Source organism: Burkholderia sp. 22PA0106, from assembly GCF_047497155.1.
GTDB lineage: Bacteria > Pseudomonadota > Gammaproteobacteria > Burkholderiales > Burkholderiaceae > Burkholderia.
This window is the reverse complement of record NZ_CP163163.1, coordinates 3505519-3520369: the sequence shown is the minus strand read 5'-3', so window position 1 is coordinate 3520369 and position 14851 is coordinate 3505519. Positions and strand designations below refer to the sequence as shown.

Here is a 14851-nt window from a genome sequence, read left to right as displayed (position 1 = left end):
GGCAGGAACAACGGTGCGAGGCGTTGCGCTCGCGCGGCGGTCCGGGTGATCCGGACTCAACTGGACTGAAGTGGAGAATCAAGCATGAGCGCTCATAACGAAAGCCCTTACTATTTCGTGCCGCATCCGTCGCAATATCCGATCAGCGCGGCGCTCGGCCTGCTCGTCATGCTCGGTTCGCTGGCGCTCTGGATCAACGGCCACGGATGGGCGCCGATCACGGTGGTGCTCGGCCTGCTGTGGGTGCTGTTCGTGCTCTATCACTGGTTCGGCGATGCGATCTCCGAATCGGAGGGCGGCATGTACGGCCAGCGCGTCGACAAGTCGTATCGCTGGAGCATGAGCTGGTTCATCTTCTCCGAGGTGATGTTCTTCGGCGCGTTCTTCGGCGCGCTGTTCTATGCACGCGAGATCGCGATGCATCAGCTCGGCAGCCTCGATTACCGGCTGATCTGGCCGGACTTCAGTGCGGTATGGCCGAACGAGGGGCCGGCCGCGCTGGCCGGGCACTTCCGCACCATGGGGCCGTGGCCGGTGCCGACCATCAATACCGCGCTGCTGCTGACCTCGGGCGCGACGCTGACGGTGTCGCACCACGCGCTGCGCGAGGATCACCGCCGCAAGGCGATCGCCTGGCTGGCCGCCACCATCGTGCTCGGCGTCTCGTTCCTGTTTCTGCAGGGCTTCGAATATTTTCATGCGTACCACGAGCTGAATCTGACGCTGGCCTCGGGGGTTTACGGTTCGACGTTCTTCCTGCTGACGGGCTTCCACGGCTTCCACGTGTTCCTCGGCGGCACGATGCTGACGGTGGTGCTGGTGCGGATGCTGCGCGGGCACTTCACGGCCGATCACCACTTCGCGTTCGAAGGCGCAGCGTGGTACTGGCACTTCGTGGACGTGGTGTGGCTCGGCCTGTACGTGGTGGTGTACTGGCTGTCGTAAGCGCGAGGCGTGGGCGGGCCGGCTTCAGCGGCCCATCGGGATGCCGGTCGAGTGAATCCAGCCCATCCAGTTCGCGAACAGGATGAACAGGAACAGCGAGATCGACAGCCCGACGCGCGTGGCAAGCGACCAGACCATGCGCTTGGTGTGGCCACGGTCGTGCATCATGAAATAGAGGGCTGACGCGAGGCTTGCGAGAATCAGCGCAAACGCGATGGGAACGAGGATGTGCATGGCACTTACCGTTGACCGGTGGTTCGTCGACGACCGGACGATTATCGCACTTCGCTCCAGCGGATGCGAATGTTCTGGAGTCCGAAGATGAAGCTGCATTGGCTGCCCGCGCTGCTGATTCTCGCGGTGATTGCGCTGACCGTGCGGCTCGGCTTCTGGCAACGCGATCGTGCGCATCAGAAGGAAGCGCTGGAAGCGAACGTGACGCGTTATGAACATGCGGCGCCGTTCGTCGCGGGCGATGCGCCGGTGACGCTGCAGGCGGTGGAGTTTCATCGCGTGCGTGCGACCGGGCGCCTGATTGCGGCCGACGCCGTGTTTCTCGACAATCGCGCGTACCGCGATCAGCCCGGCTTCTATGTGGTGATGCCGATGCGGCTTGCCGACGGCGCCTACGTGCTCGTCAACCGTGGCTGGTTGCCGCGCAATCTGGCCGAACGCACGACGATCGCGCCGTTCGCGACACCGCCGGGCGAGGTGACGATCGAGGGCATCGCGCGCGCCGACGCGTCGCGCGCGTTCGAGCTCGGCAGCGGCGGCTCGGCCGCGCATCAGCCGATCCGGCAGAACCTCGACGTTGCCGAGTTCGCGCGCGAGACGGGGCTGCCGTTGCTGCCTTACGTGATCCAGCAGACCAGCCACGGCGACGACGGCCTGGTGCGCGACTGGCCGCAGCCGACGCAGGACGTCGGCCGCAACTACGGCTACATGGTGCAGTGGTGGGCGATGGCGGCGGCTGCCGCCGTGGCGGGCCTGTATGCCGCGCGGCGTGCGGCCCGCAAGACCGCCTCGGGCGTGGCTCGAGATACCTGAAGCAGAACCGGGCGGCGCGTCGCGTCGCACTTCGAATGAGATTCGTATGGAGAACGATGCCGTGTCGACCCCGTCTTCCCGCCCGGCGCCGGCCCAAGCCGGGCGCGGCACATCGTCGCAGAATGGCTCGTGGCGGCGCGGCCGCTGGGTGCTGCTCGCGCTGTTCCTGATCTGCGCCGCGCCGGTCATCGCATCCTATTTCACGTACTACGTCGTCAAGCCCCGTGGCGGTTCCACCAACTACGGCACGCTGATCTCGCCGCAGCGGCCGATCCCGGCCGGCCTGACGGCGACCGACGAAACCGGCCGCACGGTGCCGCTCGCGTCGCTGCGCGGCGTCTGGCTGCTGGTGATGGAAAACGGTGGTTTGTGCGATGATGCGTGCGCCCGGAAACTGTACTTCATGCGGCAGGTGCGCGCGACGCAAGGCGGCGAGCGGCAGCGGATCGTCCCGGTCTGGCTGCGCAGCGATGCCGTGCCCGTCGACGCGAAGCTCCTGTCGGCCTATCCGGACACGCGGCGCTTCGTCGTCGATCCCGCCGCGGTCGAGGCCTGGCTGCCCGCCGATGCCGGCACGCTCGCCACGGATCACATCTATCTGGTCGACCCGAGCGGCAACCTGATGATGCGGTTCCCGAAGGATCCCGACCCCAGCAAGATCAAGAACGACGTGACGAAGCTGCTCAAGTGGTCGAGCATCGGTTGAGGCCGGGCCACGCTGCGCGGCGCAACGAGAATTCTGGATGTACCTACTGCAACTCGGCCTGATCGGCCTGATGATCGCGCTTCTGCCCCTGTCCTATGTGTGGGTGAAGGCCGACGACGACAAGTTCCGCAAGCTCGTCTGGATGACGACCTTCTTCACGCTCGATCTCGTGATGTTCGGCGGCTTTACGCGCCTGACCGATTCGGGCCTCGGCTGCCCCGACTGGCCCGGCTGCTACGGCACCTCGTCGCCGTTCATTGCGCACGCGGCGATCTCGGCCGCGCATCTGGCGATGCCGTCGGGGCCGGTCAGCATGTCGAAGGCCTGGATCGAGATGATTCACCGCTATTTCGCGATGGCGATCGGCGTGCTGATCATCGCCCAGGTGCTGATCGCCTGGGTGGCGCGCGCGCGGCGCCGGCCGTTGTCGGTGTCGCCGTGGTGGCCCACCGGCCTGCTGTTGCTGATCCTCGTGCAGGGCGCGTTCGGCGCCTGGACGGTAACGATGAAGCTGCAACCCGTGATCGTGACGATCCACCTGCTGCTCGGCCTGACCCTGCTCGGTTCGCTCGGCTGGCTCGCGGCGCGCATGACGCCGCTGCCGGCGTACGACCCGGAAGCGGGCCGCCATCGCGCCGCGGCGCTCGCGGCGCTGCTGCTGCTGGTCGTGCAGATCGCGCTGGGCGGCTGGGTCAGCACCAATTACGCGGTGCTCGCCTGTACCGATTTCCCGACCTGCAACGGCCAGTGGGTCCCGCCGATGGATTTCGCGCACGGCTTCCATCTGTGGCGCGCGCTCGGCATGGCCGGCAACGGCGAGGCGATCACGCAGGACGCACTGGTGGCGATCCACTGGACCCACCGCACGTTCGCGTTCGTCGTGATCGCGTTCCTGGTGGCGTTCGCGTGGCGCATGCGCCGCTATGCGTCGCTGCGGCGGCCCGCCGACGGCGTGCTGCTGGTGGTCGCGATCCAGTTCGTGACGGGGCTGACCAATATCGTGCTGCAGTGGCCGCTGCCCGTCGCCGTCGCCCACAACGGCGGGGCCGCGATCCTGTTGCTGTTGCTGATCATGTTAAACTTTCGAATCCTTTCAAGTCGCTCCAGCCGCGTCGCGCTCCCCACGCGCGACATCGCGCGCGCCTGACGACGCCAAGCGCCCATGGAATCCTCGCTTTCCCAGTCCCCCGGCAGCCGCCTGTCTCAGTATTTCGCGCTGACGAAGCCGCGTGTCACCCAGCTTGCCGTGTTTTGCGCGGTCATCGGGATGTTCCTCGCCACGCCCGGCATGGTGCCGTTGCGCGTGCTGATCGGCGGCACCATCGGCATCTGGCTGCTGGCCGGCGGCGCGTTCGCCATCAATTGCCTCGTCGAGCAGAAGATCGACGCGAAGATGCGTCGCACCGCCTGGCGGCCGTCGGCGCGCGGCGAGATCACCTCGCCGCAGATCCTCGCGTTCTCCGCCGTGCTCGGCGGCGCCGGTGCCTGGACGCTCTACACGTTCACCAATGCACTGACGATGTGGCTGACGATCGCCACGTTCGTCGGCTACGCGGTCATCTACACGCTGCTGCTCAAGCCGGCCACGCCGCAGAACATCGTGATCGGCGGCGCCTCGGGCGCGATGCCGCCGGCGCTCGGCTGGGCCGCCGTCACGGGCAGCGTCCCCGGCGACGCTTGGATCCTCGTGCTGATCATCTTCGTCTGGACGCCGCCGCACTTCTGGGTGCTCGCGCTCTATCGCGTCAAGGATTACGAACAATCGGGCCTGCCGATGCTGCCGGTCACGCACGGCTCGAAGTTCACGCGCCTGCATATCCTGCTTTACACGGTGATCCTGTTCGTCGTGACGATGATGCCGTTCATCTCGGGCATGAGCGGCGTGGTCTATCTGGCCAGCGCGGTGGTGCTCGGCGCGGTGTTCCTCGCCTATGCGTGGAAGGTCTACGTCGATTACTCCGACGAACTCGCGCGCCGCGCCTTCCGCTATTCGATCGTGTATCTGTCGCTGCTGTTCGCGGCGCTGCTGATCGACCATTACGCGCGTCCGGCTCTCGGTTTCTGAGCGCCACGTGACGTCGCCTTCCCGCTTCGCGCGGCGGCGCCGCCTGCTTGCCGCCGCCGCAACCTGCCTGCTGGCGGGTGGCGTGGCTGCCGGCCTCGCGGGTTGCCAGCCGCAACCCGCCTTCCAGAATCTCGACATCACCGGCAATACGCAGTTCGGCAAGGATTTCGCGTTGCCGGATACGGCCGGCAAGATGCGCACGCTGGCCGATTTCAAGGGCCGCGCGGTGGTGCTGGTGTTCGGCTACACGCATTGCCCCGATATCTGCCCGACCACGATGGCCGACCTCGCACAGGCGATGCAGACGCTTGGGCCCGATGCCAGACGCGTGCAGGTGCTGCTCGTGAGCGTCGATCCGGAGCGCGATACGGCCGCGCTGCTCGCGCAGTACGTTGCCGCGTTCGACCCGTCGTTCGTTGCGCTGCGGCCGGCCGACGATACGCAACTGAAGCAGGTCGCGAAGGCGTTCCGCATCTATTACGCGAAGTCGCCGGGCAAGACGCCCGGCAGCTACACGATGGACCACACCGCGGCCAGTTACGTGTTCGATCCCGACGGCAAGCTGCGCCTGTTCGTGCGGGACGGGCAGGGCGCGGGGCCGTGGGTGCACGACCTGAAGCTGCTGCTCGGCTGAGTACGCGGCGGCAGCCGGCGTGCGCTCAGGGCAGTGCCGGCAGGTTCAGCCCCGCCGCCACGCGGGTGGTCTTGAATTCGGTGACGGTGTAGGTCACGAGCCCCTCCAGTACGAACGGATCTTCGGCGAGGATCGCGTCGAGCCGCTCGCGTTCGATGCGCGCCGCGAGAATCACGCCGCCGTCGCGCGGCACCTTCGGCCCCGAGGCGATGAACACGCCGCTGTCGAAATGGATCTGCAGATGGGCGCGATGCCGGTCGAGCGCCGCGTCGATGCGATCGCGCGAGGCCGTGTAGTGGAAATCGATGACGTACATTCGGGGTCCTGTCCGGGGAGGGCGGCGGCCTGTGCGCCGCGCCGATCTGCTTTGTAGCACAGCCGCTTCGCGGCTCGTGCGTCGCGCGTCGATTTGCTGCGGTGATTCGCAGCATGGATTCGCGCCGCCAGGCATACCCATATGAGCGGGATGTATTTCACTTGGCGCGAATCCTGTGACACCATTCGCATCCTTGACGGGCGGGCGGCCACGAGCCGCGCTGCTCATATCCGGTAAAGCAACAGCAATACAGCAAGCGAGAACAACAAATGATGAAGCGTCGCAATCTCCTGAAAGTGGTATCCGCCGTCGCCGCCAGCGCGGCCCTGAGTGTGTCGTTCGGCGCGCAGGCGCAGGACAAGGTGATCAAGGTCGGCACGGTCGCAGGCCCCGATGCGCAGGTCTGGCAAGTCGTGCAGAAAGTCGCGAAGGAGAAGCAAGGCCTGAACGTGAAGGTCATCGAATTCAACGACTACGTGCAGCCGAACGCGGCGCTCGATTCGGGCGATCTCGACGCCAACAGCTTCCAGCACCAGCCCTACCTCGACAGCCAGGTGAAGCAGCGCGGCTACAAGCTCGTCAGCGCGGGCCTGACCTACATCTCGCCGATCGGCGTCTATTCGAAGAAGTTCAAATCGCTGAAGGACCTGCCGGAAGGCGCGAAGGTCGCGGTGCCGAACGATCCGTCGAACGAGAACCGCGCGCTGCTGCTGCTGCAATCGCAAGGCGTGATCAAGCTGAAGGCCGGTGCGGCCACGGGCGGCAACAACGCGACGGTGCTCGACGTGACGAGCAACCCGAAGAAGCTGAAGCTGACCGAACTCGACGCGGCGCAACTGCCGCGCGTGCTCGGCGATGTGGATGCGGCTGTGATCAACACGAACTACGCGATCGCCGCGAACCTGCAACCGACCAAGGATGCGATCGCGCTCGAATCGCTGACCAGCCCGTACGCGAACCTGATCGCCGTGCGCGCGCAGGACAAGAACCAGCCGTGGGTGAAGAAGCTCGTCGCGGCTTACCAGTCGCCGGAAGTGCGCGCCTATATCCTCAAGGAATTCAAGGGTTCGATGGTGCCGTCGTTCTGAGCGACCGCCGCATTTCCCTGGTTTGACCGGGAGGCCCTTCGGGGCCTTTCGTCGTTTACGGCGCCGGCTGGCGATACCACTTTCGATACCGCTTCCGGCCCCTGAAATTGTTTCTCGAAAATCATGCTTCGCCGGACGGCTTCTCATATACTGTATAAACATACAGTTATTGTCGGCTTCACACCGCCTGCCCGTCTGCCCAATGTCGTCCGCCTCCGTTCCCCTCGAATCGCTGCATCCTTCGCTCTGGCGCGGCTCCCAGCTCGCCCGGGGCGGCGCGCGCACGGTCGGCACCGGCTATCCGGCGCTGTCGGCCGAGCTGCCGGGAGGCGGCTGGCCGGTCGGCGCGCTCGTCGAGCTGCTGGTGCCGCATGCGGGCTGCGGCGAGATGCGTCTGCTCGCGCCGGGGCTGGCCGGCACGGTGGCCGAGCGGCGGCCGCTGGCCCTGGTCGCGCCGCCGCATCCGCCGCACGCGGCGGCGCTCGCCGCGCTCGGCGTGCCGCTCGATGCCCTGCTGTGGTTGCGCACAGGCAATCGGCGCGACGCCCTGTGGACAGCCGAACAAACGCTGAAGGCCGGATGCTGTGGCGCGCTGCTGTTCTGGCAGATGGAGGCCGCGCCGGCCGACGTGCTGCGCCGCCTGCATCTGGCGGCCGCGCGCGCGGGCGACACGCTGTTCGTCATGCTGCGCCCGCTCGCGGCCGCGCGGCAGCCGTCGCCGGCCGTGCTGCGGCTGGCGGTGCAGCCTTCGCCGGCGGGCGTGACGGTCGAGATCGTCAAGCGCCGCGGGCCGGCCAGCGCCGCACCGCTCGAACTGGCGCTGCCGTCGCCGATCGTGGAGGGACGTTATGCGCGTCTTGCTCGGCATCCATCTGCCGCGCCTGTCGCTCGACGTGTGCGCGCCGACGTTCGCGGATGAGGCCGGCCGCGCCGTGCTCGAACAGGGCGTGGTGCTGCTGGCCGATGCGAAGGCGCGTGCGCGCGGCGTGCGTGCCGGCATGAAGCGCGGCGGCGTGCTGACGCTCGCGCCCGACACGCGCATGGTGGAGCGCGATCCGGCCCGCGAGGCCGACGCGTTGCGCGCGGTCGCGCTCGCGCTGCTGCGCTTCTCGCCGTCGGTCGCGCTCGACGAGGAAGCGACGCTGATCGTCGATGTCGGCCCGAGCCTGCGCCTGTTCGGCGGCCTGCCGTCGCTGTGCCGCCAGGTGCGCGCCTCGCTCGCGGCGCTCGGTTATGCGGCGCGTGTGAGCGCCGCGCCCACCGGCCGCGGTGCATGGCTGATGGCGCGTGCCTGGCGGCGCGGCGGCACACGCCGGCGGGTGGCGCGCCATGCGTCGCTGCAACGCGTGCTCGATGCGCTGCCGTGCGTGCTGATGCCGGCCGCGCGCCCGTATGCCGGCTGGTTCGACGGGCTCGGCTGCACGGTGCTGGCCGACCTGCGCAGGTTGCCGCGCGCGGGCCTGCAACGCCGCTGCGGCCCCGAACTGCTGGCCGCGCTCGATCGCGCCTATGGCGAGCTGCCCGAGCCGTTCGCGTGGCTGCCGATTCCCCCCGAATTCGATGTGCGGCTCGAACTGCCCGAGCGCGTCGAGCATGCCGAGGCGGTGCTGTTCGTCGCGCGCCGGCTCGTCGCGCAGCTCGGCGGCTGGCTGTCCGCGCGGCAGTTGTCGCTGTCGGCGCTGCGCCTCGATCTCGATCACGAGCGCGGCCGCGCCGCCGTGCCGCCCACCGCGATCGCGCTGGCGTTCGCCGAACCGACGCGCGACGAAACCCACTGCCTGCGCGTGCTCGGCGAGCGGCTGGCACGCATCGCGCTGCCGGCCGCGGTGATCGCGGTGCGGCTCGTGGCGACGCGCGTCGAGGCGGTCGCGCCGCCGCCCGTCGATCTGTTTCCCGAGCCGGGCCGCACGCACGAGGAACGTGCGCGGCTGGTCGAACTGCTGGGCGCGCGGCTCGGCGCGGACAACGTGTTGCGCGCCGCGCCGTCGGCCGATTACCGGCCCGAAGCGGCGAACCGCTGGCTGCCGCTGCACATGCCGGCCAGGCGCGGCGGTGCGCCCGCCATGCCCGACGCGCCGGCCGCCGCACCGCGCCCGGCCTGGCTGCTGGCCGAACCGGTGGCGCTGGCGATGCGCGAGAACCGGCCCTGCTATCGCGGGCCGCTGCGCCTGATGTCGACGCACGAGCGCATCGAGGGCGGCTGGTTCGACGGCAGCAACGTCGAGCGCGACTATCACGTCGCGCAGGACGCGGACGGCGCCTGCTACTGGATCTACAAGGCCAAAGAGGGCGGCGAGCTGCGCTGGTTCCTGCACGGCCTGTTCGGGTGACGCGATGGCGACCTCGGCCGCGCTGCCCCTGCCCCTGCCAGACTACGCGGAGCTGTTCTGCCGCTCGAATTTCTCGTTCCTGACCGGCGCGTCGTCGGCCGACGAGCTGGTCGAACGCGCGCTGAAGCTCGGCTATCGCGGCATCGCCATCACCGACGAATGCTCGCTGGCCGGCGCGCCGCGCATGCACGTCGCCGCCAAGGCGCTCGGCCTGCCGCTCGTGATCGGCGCGTATTTCGAGGTGACGGCCGATGTGGTCGCGCCGGGCGGCGACCCCGGCCCGGGTGCGTTCGGGCTGGTGCTGCTCGCGCGCAACCGCGAGGGCTACGGCAACCTGGCCGAGCTGATTTCATGGCGGCGCATGGAATCGCCGAAGAAGGGCAGCTACACGCTGACGCCGCGCATGCTGGCCGCGCCGCCGCCGCCGTTTGCGCACCTGCGCGGCGTGCCCGATTGCTTCGCGATCCTGGTGCCCGAGTATCCGGTGCGCGCCGATGTGCTCGACGCGCAGCTAGCGTGGTGCGCGCGTGTGTTCGGCGCGCAGGCGCGGCTCGGGCTGGTGCAGCTTGGGCGCGCGCTCGACGGCGTGCACCGCGAGACGATCGAGGCCGCTGCCGCGCAGCGCGCGATGCCGCTCGTCGCGCTCGGCGACGTGATCATGCACGCGCGTTCGTGCAAGCCCCTGCAGGACACCATGACGGCGATCCGCATCGGCCGGCCGGTCGGCGAATGCGGCTACGCGCTCGCATCGAATGCCGAGCAGCACCTGCGCGCGCGCAACCGGATCGCGCGACTGTTTCCATCCGAAGCGGTGGCGGAAACCTGCCGGATCGTCGAGGCCTGCCGCTTCGACATGAAGGAGTTGAAATACGAATATCCGCTCGAGATCGTGCCGGAGGGCATGACGCCGACCAGGTATCTGGCGCAGGAAACGTGGCGGGGTGCAAATAAACGCTATCCGGTCGAGCGCTTTCCGAACGGCGTGCCGAAAGTGGTGCGCAAGCGCATTCGCTATGAACTCCGTCTGATTGCCGAAAAGACCTACGAGCCGTATTTTTTGACTGTCTACGATGTCGTCAAATTCGCGCGTGAGCAGCAGATTCTTTGCCAAGGGCGGGGCTCGGCCGCGAACTCGGTGGTCTGTTATTGCCTGGGCATCACCGAAGTCGATCCCAAGCGCAGCACCATGCTGTTCGAGCGCTTCATCAGCCGCGAGCGCAACGAGCCGCCCGATATCGACGTCGACTTCGAGCACGAGCGCCGCGAGGAGGTCATTCAGTACATCTACGAAAAATACGGCGAGGATCGCGCCGCGCTGGCGGCGGCCGTCTCCACCTACCGGCCGCGCGGCGCGCTGCGCGAAACGGGCAAGGCGCTCGGCGTCGATCCGATGCTGGTCGAGCGCGTGGCGAAGGAGCACCGCTGGTTCGACGGCCGCGACGACCTGCTCGCGCGCTTCGCGTCGGTCGGGCTCGATCCCGAGGTGCCGATCATCCGGGCGTGGGCGGAGCTGGCCTCGCGGCTGCTCGGTTTTCCGCGCCATCTGTCGCAGCATTCGGGCGGCTTCGTGATCAGCCGCGGCAAGCTCACGCGGCTCGTGCCGATCGAGAACGCGGCGATGGAAGGGCGGCGCGTGATCCAGTGGGACAAGGACGATCTCGAAGCGCTCGGGCTGATGAAGGTGGACGTGCTCGCGCTCGGCATGCTGACCGCGCTGCGGCGCGCGTTCGATTTCATCCAGGCGTGGCGCGGCGAGCGAATCGGGATCGACGATATTCCCGAGCCCGACCAGCCGACCTACGACATGATCTCGAACGCCGATACGGTGGGCGTGTTCCAGATCGAGTCGCGCGCGCAGATGTCGATGCTGCCCCGGCTGCGGCCGAAGGAATACTACGATCTCGTGATCGAGGTGGCGATCGTGCGGCCGGGGCCGATTCAGGGCGGGGCCGTGCACCCTTACCTGCGGCGGCGGCAAGGCCTCGAGGAAGTCAGTTATCCGAAGGATGATCTGAAGCCCGCGCTGGAACGCACGATGGGCGTGCCGATCTTCCAGGAACAGGTGATGCAGATCGCGATCATCGCGGCCGGCTTCACGCCGGGCGAGGCCGACCAGCTCAGGCGCGCGATGGCAGCCTGGAAGCGCAAGGGCGGGCTCGAACACTATTACGCACGCATCGTGGACGGCATGAACGCGCGCGGCTATCCGCGCGATTTCGCCGAGCGGATCTTCGAGCAGATCAAGGGCTTCGGTGAGTACGGTTTCCCGGAGAGCCACGCGGCGAGCTTCGCGATTCTCGTCTACGCGAGCAGTTGGCTCAAATGCCACGAGCCGGCGATCTTCCTGGCCGCGTTGCTGAACAGCCAGCCGATGGGCTTCTATCCGCCCGCGCAACTGGTGCAGGACGCCAAGCGCCACGGCGTCACGGTGCGGCCCATCGACGTGACGGCCAGCAACCGGGACGCCTCGCTCGAAGCCCTGCCCGGCGAGCCGCCGCCGCTGGGCCGCCCGGCGGTGCGGCTCGGCTTGTCGCTGGTGGCGGGCTTGAGCAAGGAGGCCGCGCTACGCATCGAGGCGGCGCGTGCCGTGCGAGCGTTCGACAGCGTTGATGACCTCGCGCGTCGCGCGCGGATGGAGCGTCGCGATCTCGAAGCGCTGGCCGCCGCGAACGCGTTCGCGACGCTGGCCGGCAACCGGCGCGATGCGCTCTGGCAGGCGGTGGCGGCTGCGCCGTCGCGCGACCTGCTGGCGGCCGCGCCGATCGACGAGCCGGTGCGGCCCGAACTGGGCGCGCCGTCGGAAGCCGACGACATCCTGGCCGACTACCGCACCACCGGCCTGACGCTGAACCGTCATCCGGTGGCGTTGCTGCGCGATGCATTGCGCGCGCGGCGGCTGGCGTCGGCCGAAGAGTTGAGCGTGCACCGCAACAAGCGGCTCGCGCGCGCCTGCGGCATCGTCACCGCGCGGCAGATGCCGGGCACGGCGAAGGGCACGCTGTTCGTCACGCTGGAGGACGAAACCGGCAGCGTCAACGTGATCGTGCGGCGCGAACTGATCGAGCGGCAGCGCCGCGAGGTGCTCGATGCGAAGCTGCTGGCCGTGTACGGCGTGTGGCAAGCGGAGAACGAGGTGCGGCACCTGATCGCCCAGTATCTTGAGGACCTGACGCCGCTGCTCGGCGGGCTGCGGACATCGAGCCGCGAATTCCACTGAGCCGCGCCGTTTTAGTTTGCAATCCCGATCATTCGACGGTGGCCAGATCGCGCCCGCGCGTCTCGGGCAGCACCCAGGCGGCCAGCACCACGATCAGGTAGGCGCAGCCGGCGCACACGCCCATCGCGGCCCCGAGCCCCGTGCGCAGGCTGACCACGCCGACCAGCGTCGGCATCACTGCGCCGATCGCGCGCCCGGCGTTGCCGCACAGCCCCTGCGCCGCGCCGCGAATGCGCGTCGGGAACAGCTCCGCAAGGAACGCGCCGGTGCCGGCGGCGGTGCCCGATTGCAGCGTGCCGAGCACGAAGCCGAGCACCAGCGTGGCGGCGAGATTGATCGGCGCCATCGTGTAGACGCCGACCGCCACCGCCTGCAGGCACGCGATGATCATGAAGGTCTTGCGGCGGCCGAACGCGTCGGCCATCCAGCCGTTCAGGAACGCCCCCGCGAACGAGCCGAGGATGTTGATCGCCAGATAGCCGCCGATGTTGTTGATCGACAGGTTCAGCACGATCTTCAGATAGGCCGGCAGCCAGGTGATCATCACGTAGTTGCCGCCGTAGATGCCGAACGTCAGCAGGATCGCCTTGATCGTGGTGGCGCGGCTCGGCCCGCGGAAGATATCCCAGATGCCGACCTTCGCGGCCGGCGCGGTGCCGGCCGCGCCGCCCTGTTCGCGCACGAACACCGGCGCGTCCTCGATATTGCGGCGAATCCACAGCACCAGCACCGCCGGCACCACGCCGAGCGCGAACAGCAAGCGCCACGCCAGGTTCGGCGCCAGCGTGTTGAACAGCAGCGTGGTCAGCAGCACCGCGATGCCATAGCCGATCGCCCAGCCGGCCTGCAGCGCGCCGACCACGCGCCCGCGCAGCTTCGGGTTGATCGTCTCGCTGATCAGCACCGCGCCCACCGCCCATTCGCCGCCGAAGCCGATGCCCTGCAGGCTGCGCGTGATCAGCAGTTGCCAGAACGAATCGGTGAAGGCCGACAGGAACGTGAACAGCGAAAACCAGGCGATGGTGATCTGCAGAATGCGCACGCGCCCGTAGCGGTCGGACAGCACGCCGGCGATCCAGCCGCCGAGCGACGCCATGATCAGCACCGTGGTGCCGAGAATGCCGGCCTGCCCGCGCGTCATGCCCCATAGGGCGATCAGCGTCGGGATCGTCAGCGCGTACATCTGGGTATCCATCGCGTCGAGCCCCCAGCCGCTGAAACAGGCCCAGAAGGTGCGCTTCTCCGATTTGCTTAGTTCTCTTAACCATGAAGGCATCGTGTCGGTTTCCTCGTCATCCGTATGGGGGCGGGCATTGCGGGCCGCGCGGCGGCCGTCGTCAGGTCGGCGTGTCGGGGGTGTCCTGCGTGCCGGCGTGGCGTTGCGCGGCGGCCAGCAATGGGCCGTCGTCGCCGCCGAGCCGGTTCGTGGCCTGCGCCGCATAGCCGAGCAGCAGTGGCAGGTAGCGCGTCATGGCCGCGTCGTTCAGGCGGCTGATCGGGCCGACCAGCCCGAGCGCGCCGGTCAGGCCGTGCGCCGCGCCGAACACCGGCACCGAGATGCCGGCCGTTTCGGGGTCGCGCTCGCCGGCCGACTTGTAGTGGAAGGACTGGCGCACCGTGTCGTACGGCTCGCCGGCCGCGCCCGCGAACGCCAGCAGCACGCGCCCGCTCGCGCCGCGTTCGAGCGGCAGGATGTCGCCGGGCTGGACCTCGGCGCGCAGCACGTGCCGCGAGCTGATGCGATACAGGCAGACGCGCTGCTCGCCGTCACGCACGTGGAACGACACCGATTCGCCGGTTTCCTCGTTGAGCCGCCGCATCAGCGGCATCAGCACGTCGGCCAGGTCGAGCGTGGATTCGTAGATCGCCGCGAGGCCCAGCGTGGCGGGGCCGACCCGGTAGCGCCCGTCGTCGAGGCGCATCAGCAGCCGGTGATGGCAAAGCGCGCCGAGCAGCCGCAGCGCGGTGCTCTTGTAGAGCCCGGTGCGGGCGGCGATCTCGGTCAATGTCAGGGGCGCTTCGTCGCGCCGGAACGCGAACAGGATCGAGGCGGCGCGATCCAGCACGTCGATGCCGCTCGGCGTGACGCCGAGCGGAGATTGGGTGGCTTCACGCGCCCTGACCATAATCGGGTTTCCAGAAATTCTATCTGATAGAACAATCACTTAGCAGATAGAACAGATTATCGAAACGCCCCGGGATGTGCAATGGTCAGTGGAAAGACGGCCCCGATGCGTGATCGCGCCCCGGGGCCATGCGGTGTGCCTTGCGTAGGTTCGATACCAGATCGGAAACTGGTTCTATATTGGTATTAGTTGGCCTTGAAAGGCGTTCGTTTGCCAATCGGTACGTAAAGCGTCAGAGAACGGATTGGGGTAAATCCCGATCCAAAAAATCTTAAGTAAACAACGCCATGAGTCGACTAAAACACGCTCGTGGCAAGGTTTTTCGGCGAATCCAGGGCGCGGAGCCCACTAAATTGACTGGTATTAGTTTGGTTATA

14 protein-coding genes are annotated in these 14851 nt (G+C 67.9%); 10 read left to right on the top strand and 4 right to left on the bottom strand.

The window, feature by feature from the left end; all coding sequences use genetic code 11:
• The first annotated feature begins 84 nt into the window (after positions 1–84).
• Positions 85–945 (top strand): cytochrome c oxidase subunit 3, encoded by an 861-nt coding sequence (locus AB4850_RS30635; RefSeq protein ID WP_414443150.1) that lies wholly within the window; start codon positions 85–87, stop codon positions 943–945.
• Positions 946–969: 24 nt separating this feature from the next.
• Here the strand turns inward: AB4850_RS30635 and AB4850_RS30630 are convergent, their stop codons facing one another.
• Positions 970–1179, bottom strand: coding sequence for a twin transmembrane helix small protein (locus AB4850_RS30630; protein ID WP_206129766.1), 210 nt, complete (start codon positions 1177–1179; stop codon positions 970–972).
• Between the two features lie 87 nt (positions 1180–1266).
• Between AB4850_RS30630 and AB4850_RS30625 the strand changes: the two genes are divergently transcribed.
• Genes AB4850_RS30625 through AB4850_RS30605 form a run of 5 tightly spaced genes read left to right on the top strand, consistent with a single transcriptional unit; the run spans position 1267 to position 5397 of the window.
• Positions 1267–1992: an SURF1 family protein gene (locus tag AB4850_RS30625; RefSeq protein WP_414443149.1), complete on the top strand. Its 726-nt coding sequence runs from the start codon at positions 1267–1269 to the stop codon at positions 1990–1992.
• A gap of 46 nt (positions 1993–2038) precedes the next feature.
• Positions 2039–2698, top strand: coding sequence for an SCO family protein (locus tag AB4850_RS30620; RefSeq protein ID WP_414443148.1), 660 nt, complete (start codon positions 2039–2041; stop codon positions 2696–2698).
• 37 nt (positions 2699–2735) lie between these two features.
• Positions 2736–3845 (top strand): COX15/CtaA family protein, encoded by a 1110-nt coding sequence (locus AB4850_RS30615; protein ID WP_414443147.1) that lies wholly within the window; start codon positions 2736–2738, stop codon positions 3843–3845.
• Between the two features lie 15 nt (positions 3846–3860).
• Positions 3861–4763, top strand: coding sequence for a heme o synthase (gene cyoE / locus AB4850_RS30610; protein ID WP_414443146.1), 903 nt, complete (start codon positions 3861–3863; stop codon positions 4761–4763).
• A gap of 7 nt (positions 4764–4770) precedes the next feature.
• Positions 4771–5397 carry an SCO family protein gene (locus AB4850_RS30605; RefSeq protein WP_414443145.1) on the top strand — a complete coding sequence of 209 codons (627 nt, stop codon included), beginning with the start codon at positions 4771–4773 and terminating at the stop codon, positions 5395–5397.
• Between the two features lie 25 nt (positions 5398–5422).
• On the opposite strand, the gene AB4850_RS30600 is transcribed toward AB4850_RS30605, so the two are convergent.
• Complete coding sequence (locus tag AB4850_RS30600; RefSeq protein WP_414443144.1) at positions 5423–5713, bottom strand: YciI family protein; 291 nt, start codon at positions 5711–5713, stop codon at positions 5423–5425.
• Between the two features lie 272 nt (positions 5714–5985).
• On the opposite strand from AB4850_RS30600, the gene AB4850_RS30595 reads away from it, so the two are divergent.
• From AB4850_RS30595 to AB4850_RS30580, 4 genes are all read left to right on the top strand, one after another.
• Positions 5986–6801 carry a MetQ/NlpA family ABC transporter substrate-binding protein gene (locus AB4850_RS30595; protein WP_414445664.1) on the top strand — a complete coding sequence of 272 codons (816 nt, stop codon included), beginning with the start codon at positions 5986–5988 and terminating at the stop codon, positions 6799–6801.
• A 202-nt stretch (positions 6802–7003) separates the two neighbouring features.
• Entirely contained in the window at positions 7004–7720 is a 717-nt protein-coding gene (gene imuA / locus AB4850_RS30590) for a translesion DNA synthesis-associated protein ImuA (RefSeq protein WP_414443143.1), read from the top strand.
• The gene (locus tag AB4850_RS30585) at positions 7650–9131 is read left to right on the top strand and encodes a Y-family DNA polymerase (protein ID WP_414443142.1); all 1482 of its coding nucleotides are present in this window, start codon (positions 7650–7652) and stop codon (positions 9129–9131) included. Before imuA ends, AB4850_RS30585 begins: the two co-directional genes overlap by 71 nt.
• A gap of 4 nt (positions 9132–9135) precedes the next feature.
• Positions 9136–12348: an error-prone DNA polymerase gene (locus tag AB4850_RS30580; RefSeq protein ID WP_414443141.1), complete on the top strand. Its 3213-nt coding sequence runs from the start codon at positions 9136–9138 to the stop codon at positions 12346–12348.
• A gap of 28 nt (positions 12349–12376) precedes the next feature.
• Here AB4850_RS30580 and AB4850_RS30575 read toward each other — a convergent pair whose 3' ends face one another.
• Positions 12377–13624 (bottom strand): MFS transporter, encoded by a 1248-nt coding sequence (locus tag AB4850_RS30575; protein WP_414443140.1) that lies wholly within the window; start codon positions 13622–13624, stop codon positions 12377–12379.
• Between the two features lie 61 nt (positions 13625–13685).
• Positions 13686–14474 carry an IclR family transcriptional regulator gene (locus AB4850_RS30570; protein WP_414443139.1) on the bottom strand — a complete coding sequence of 263 codons (789 nt, stop codon included), beginning with the start codon at positions 14472–14474 and terminating at the stop codon, positions 13686–13688.
• Positions 14475–14851: the final 377 nt, after the last annotated feature.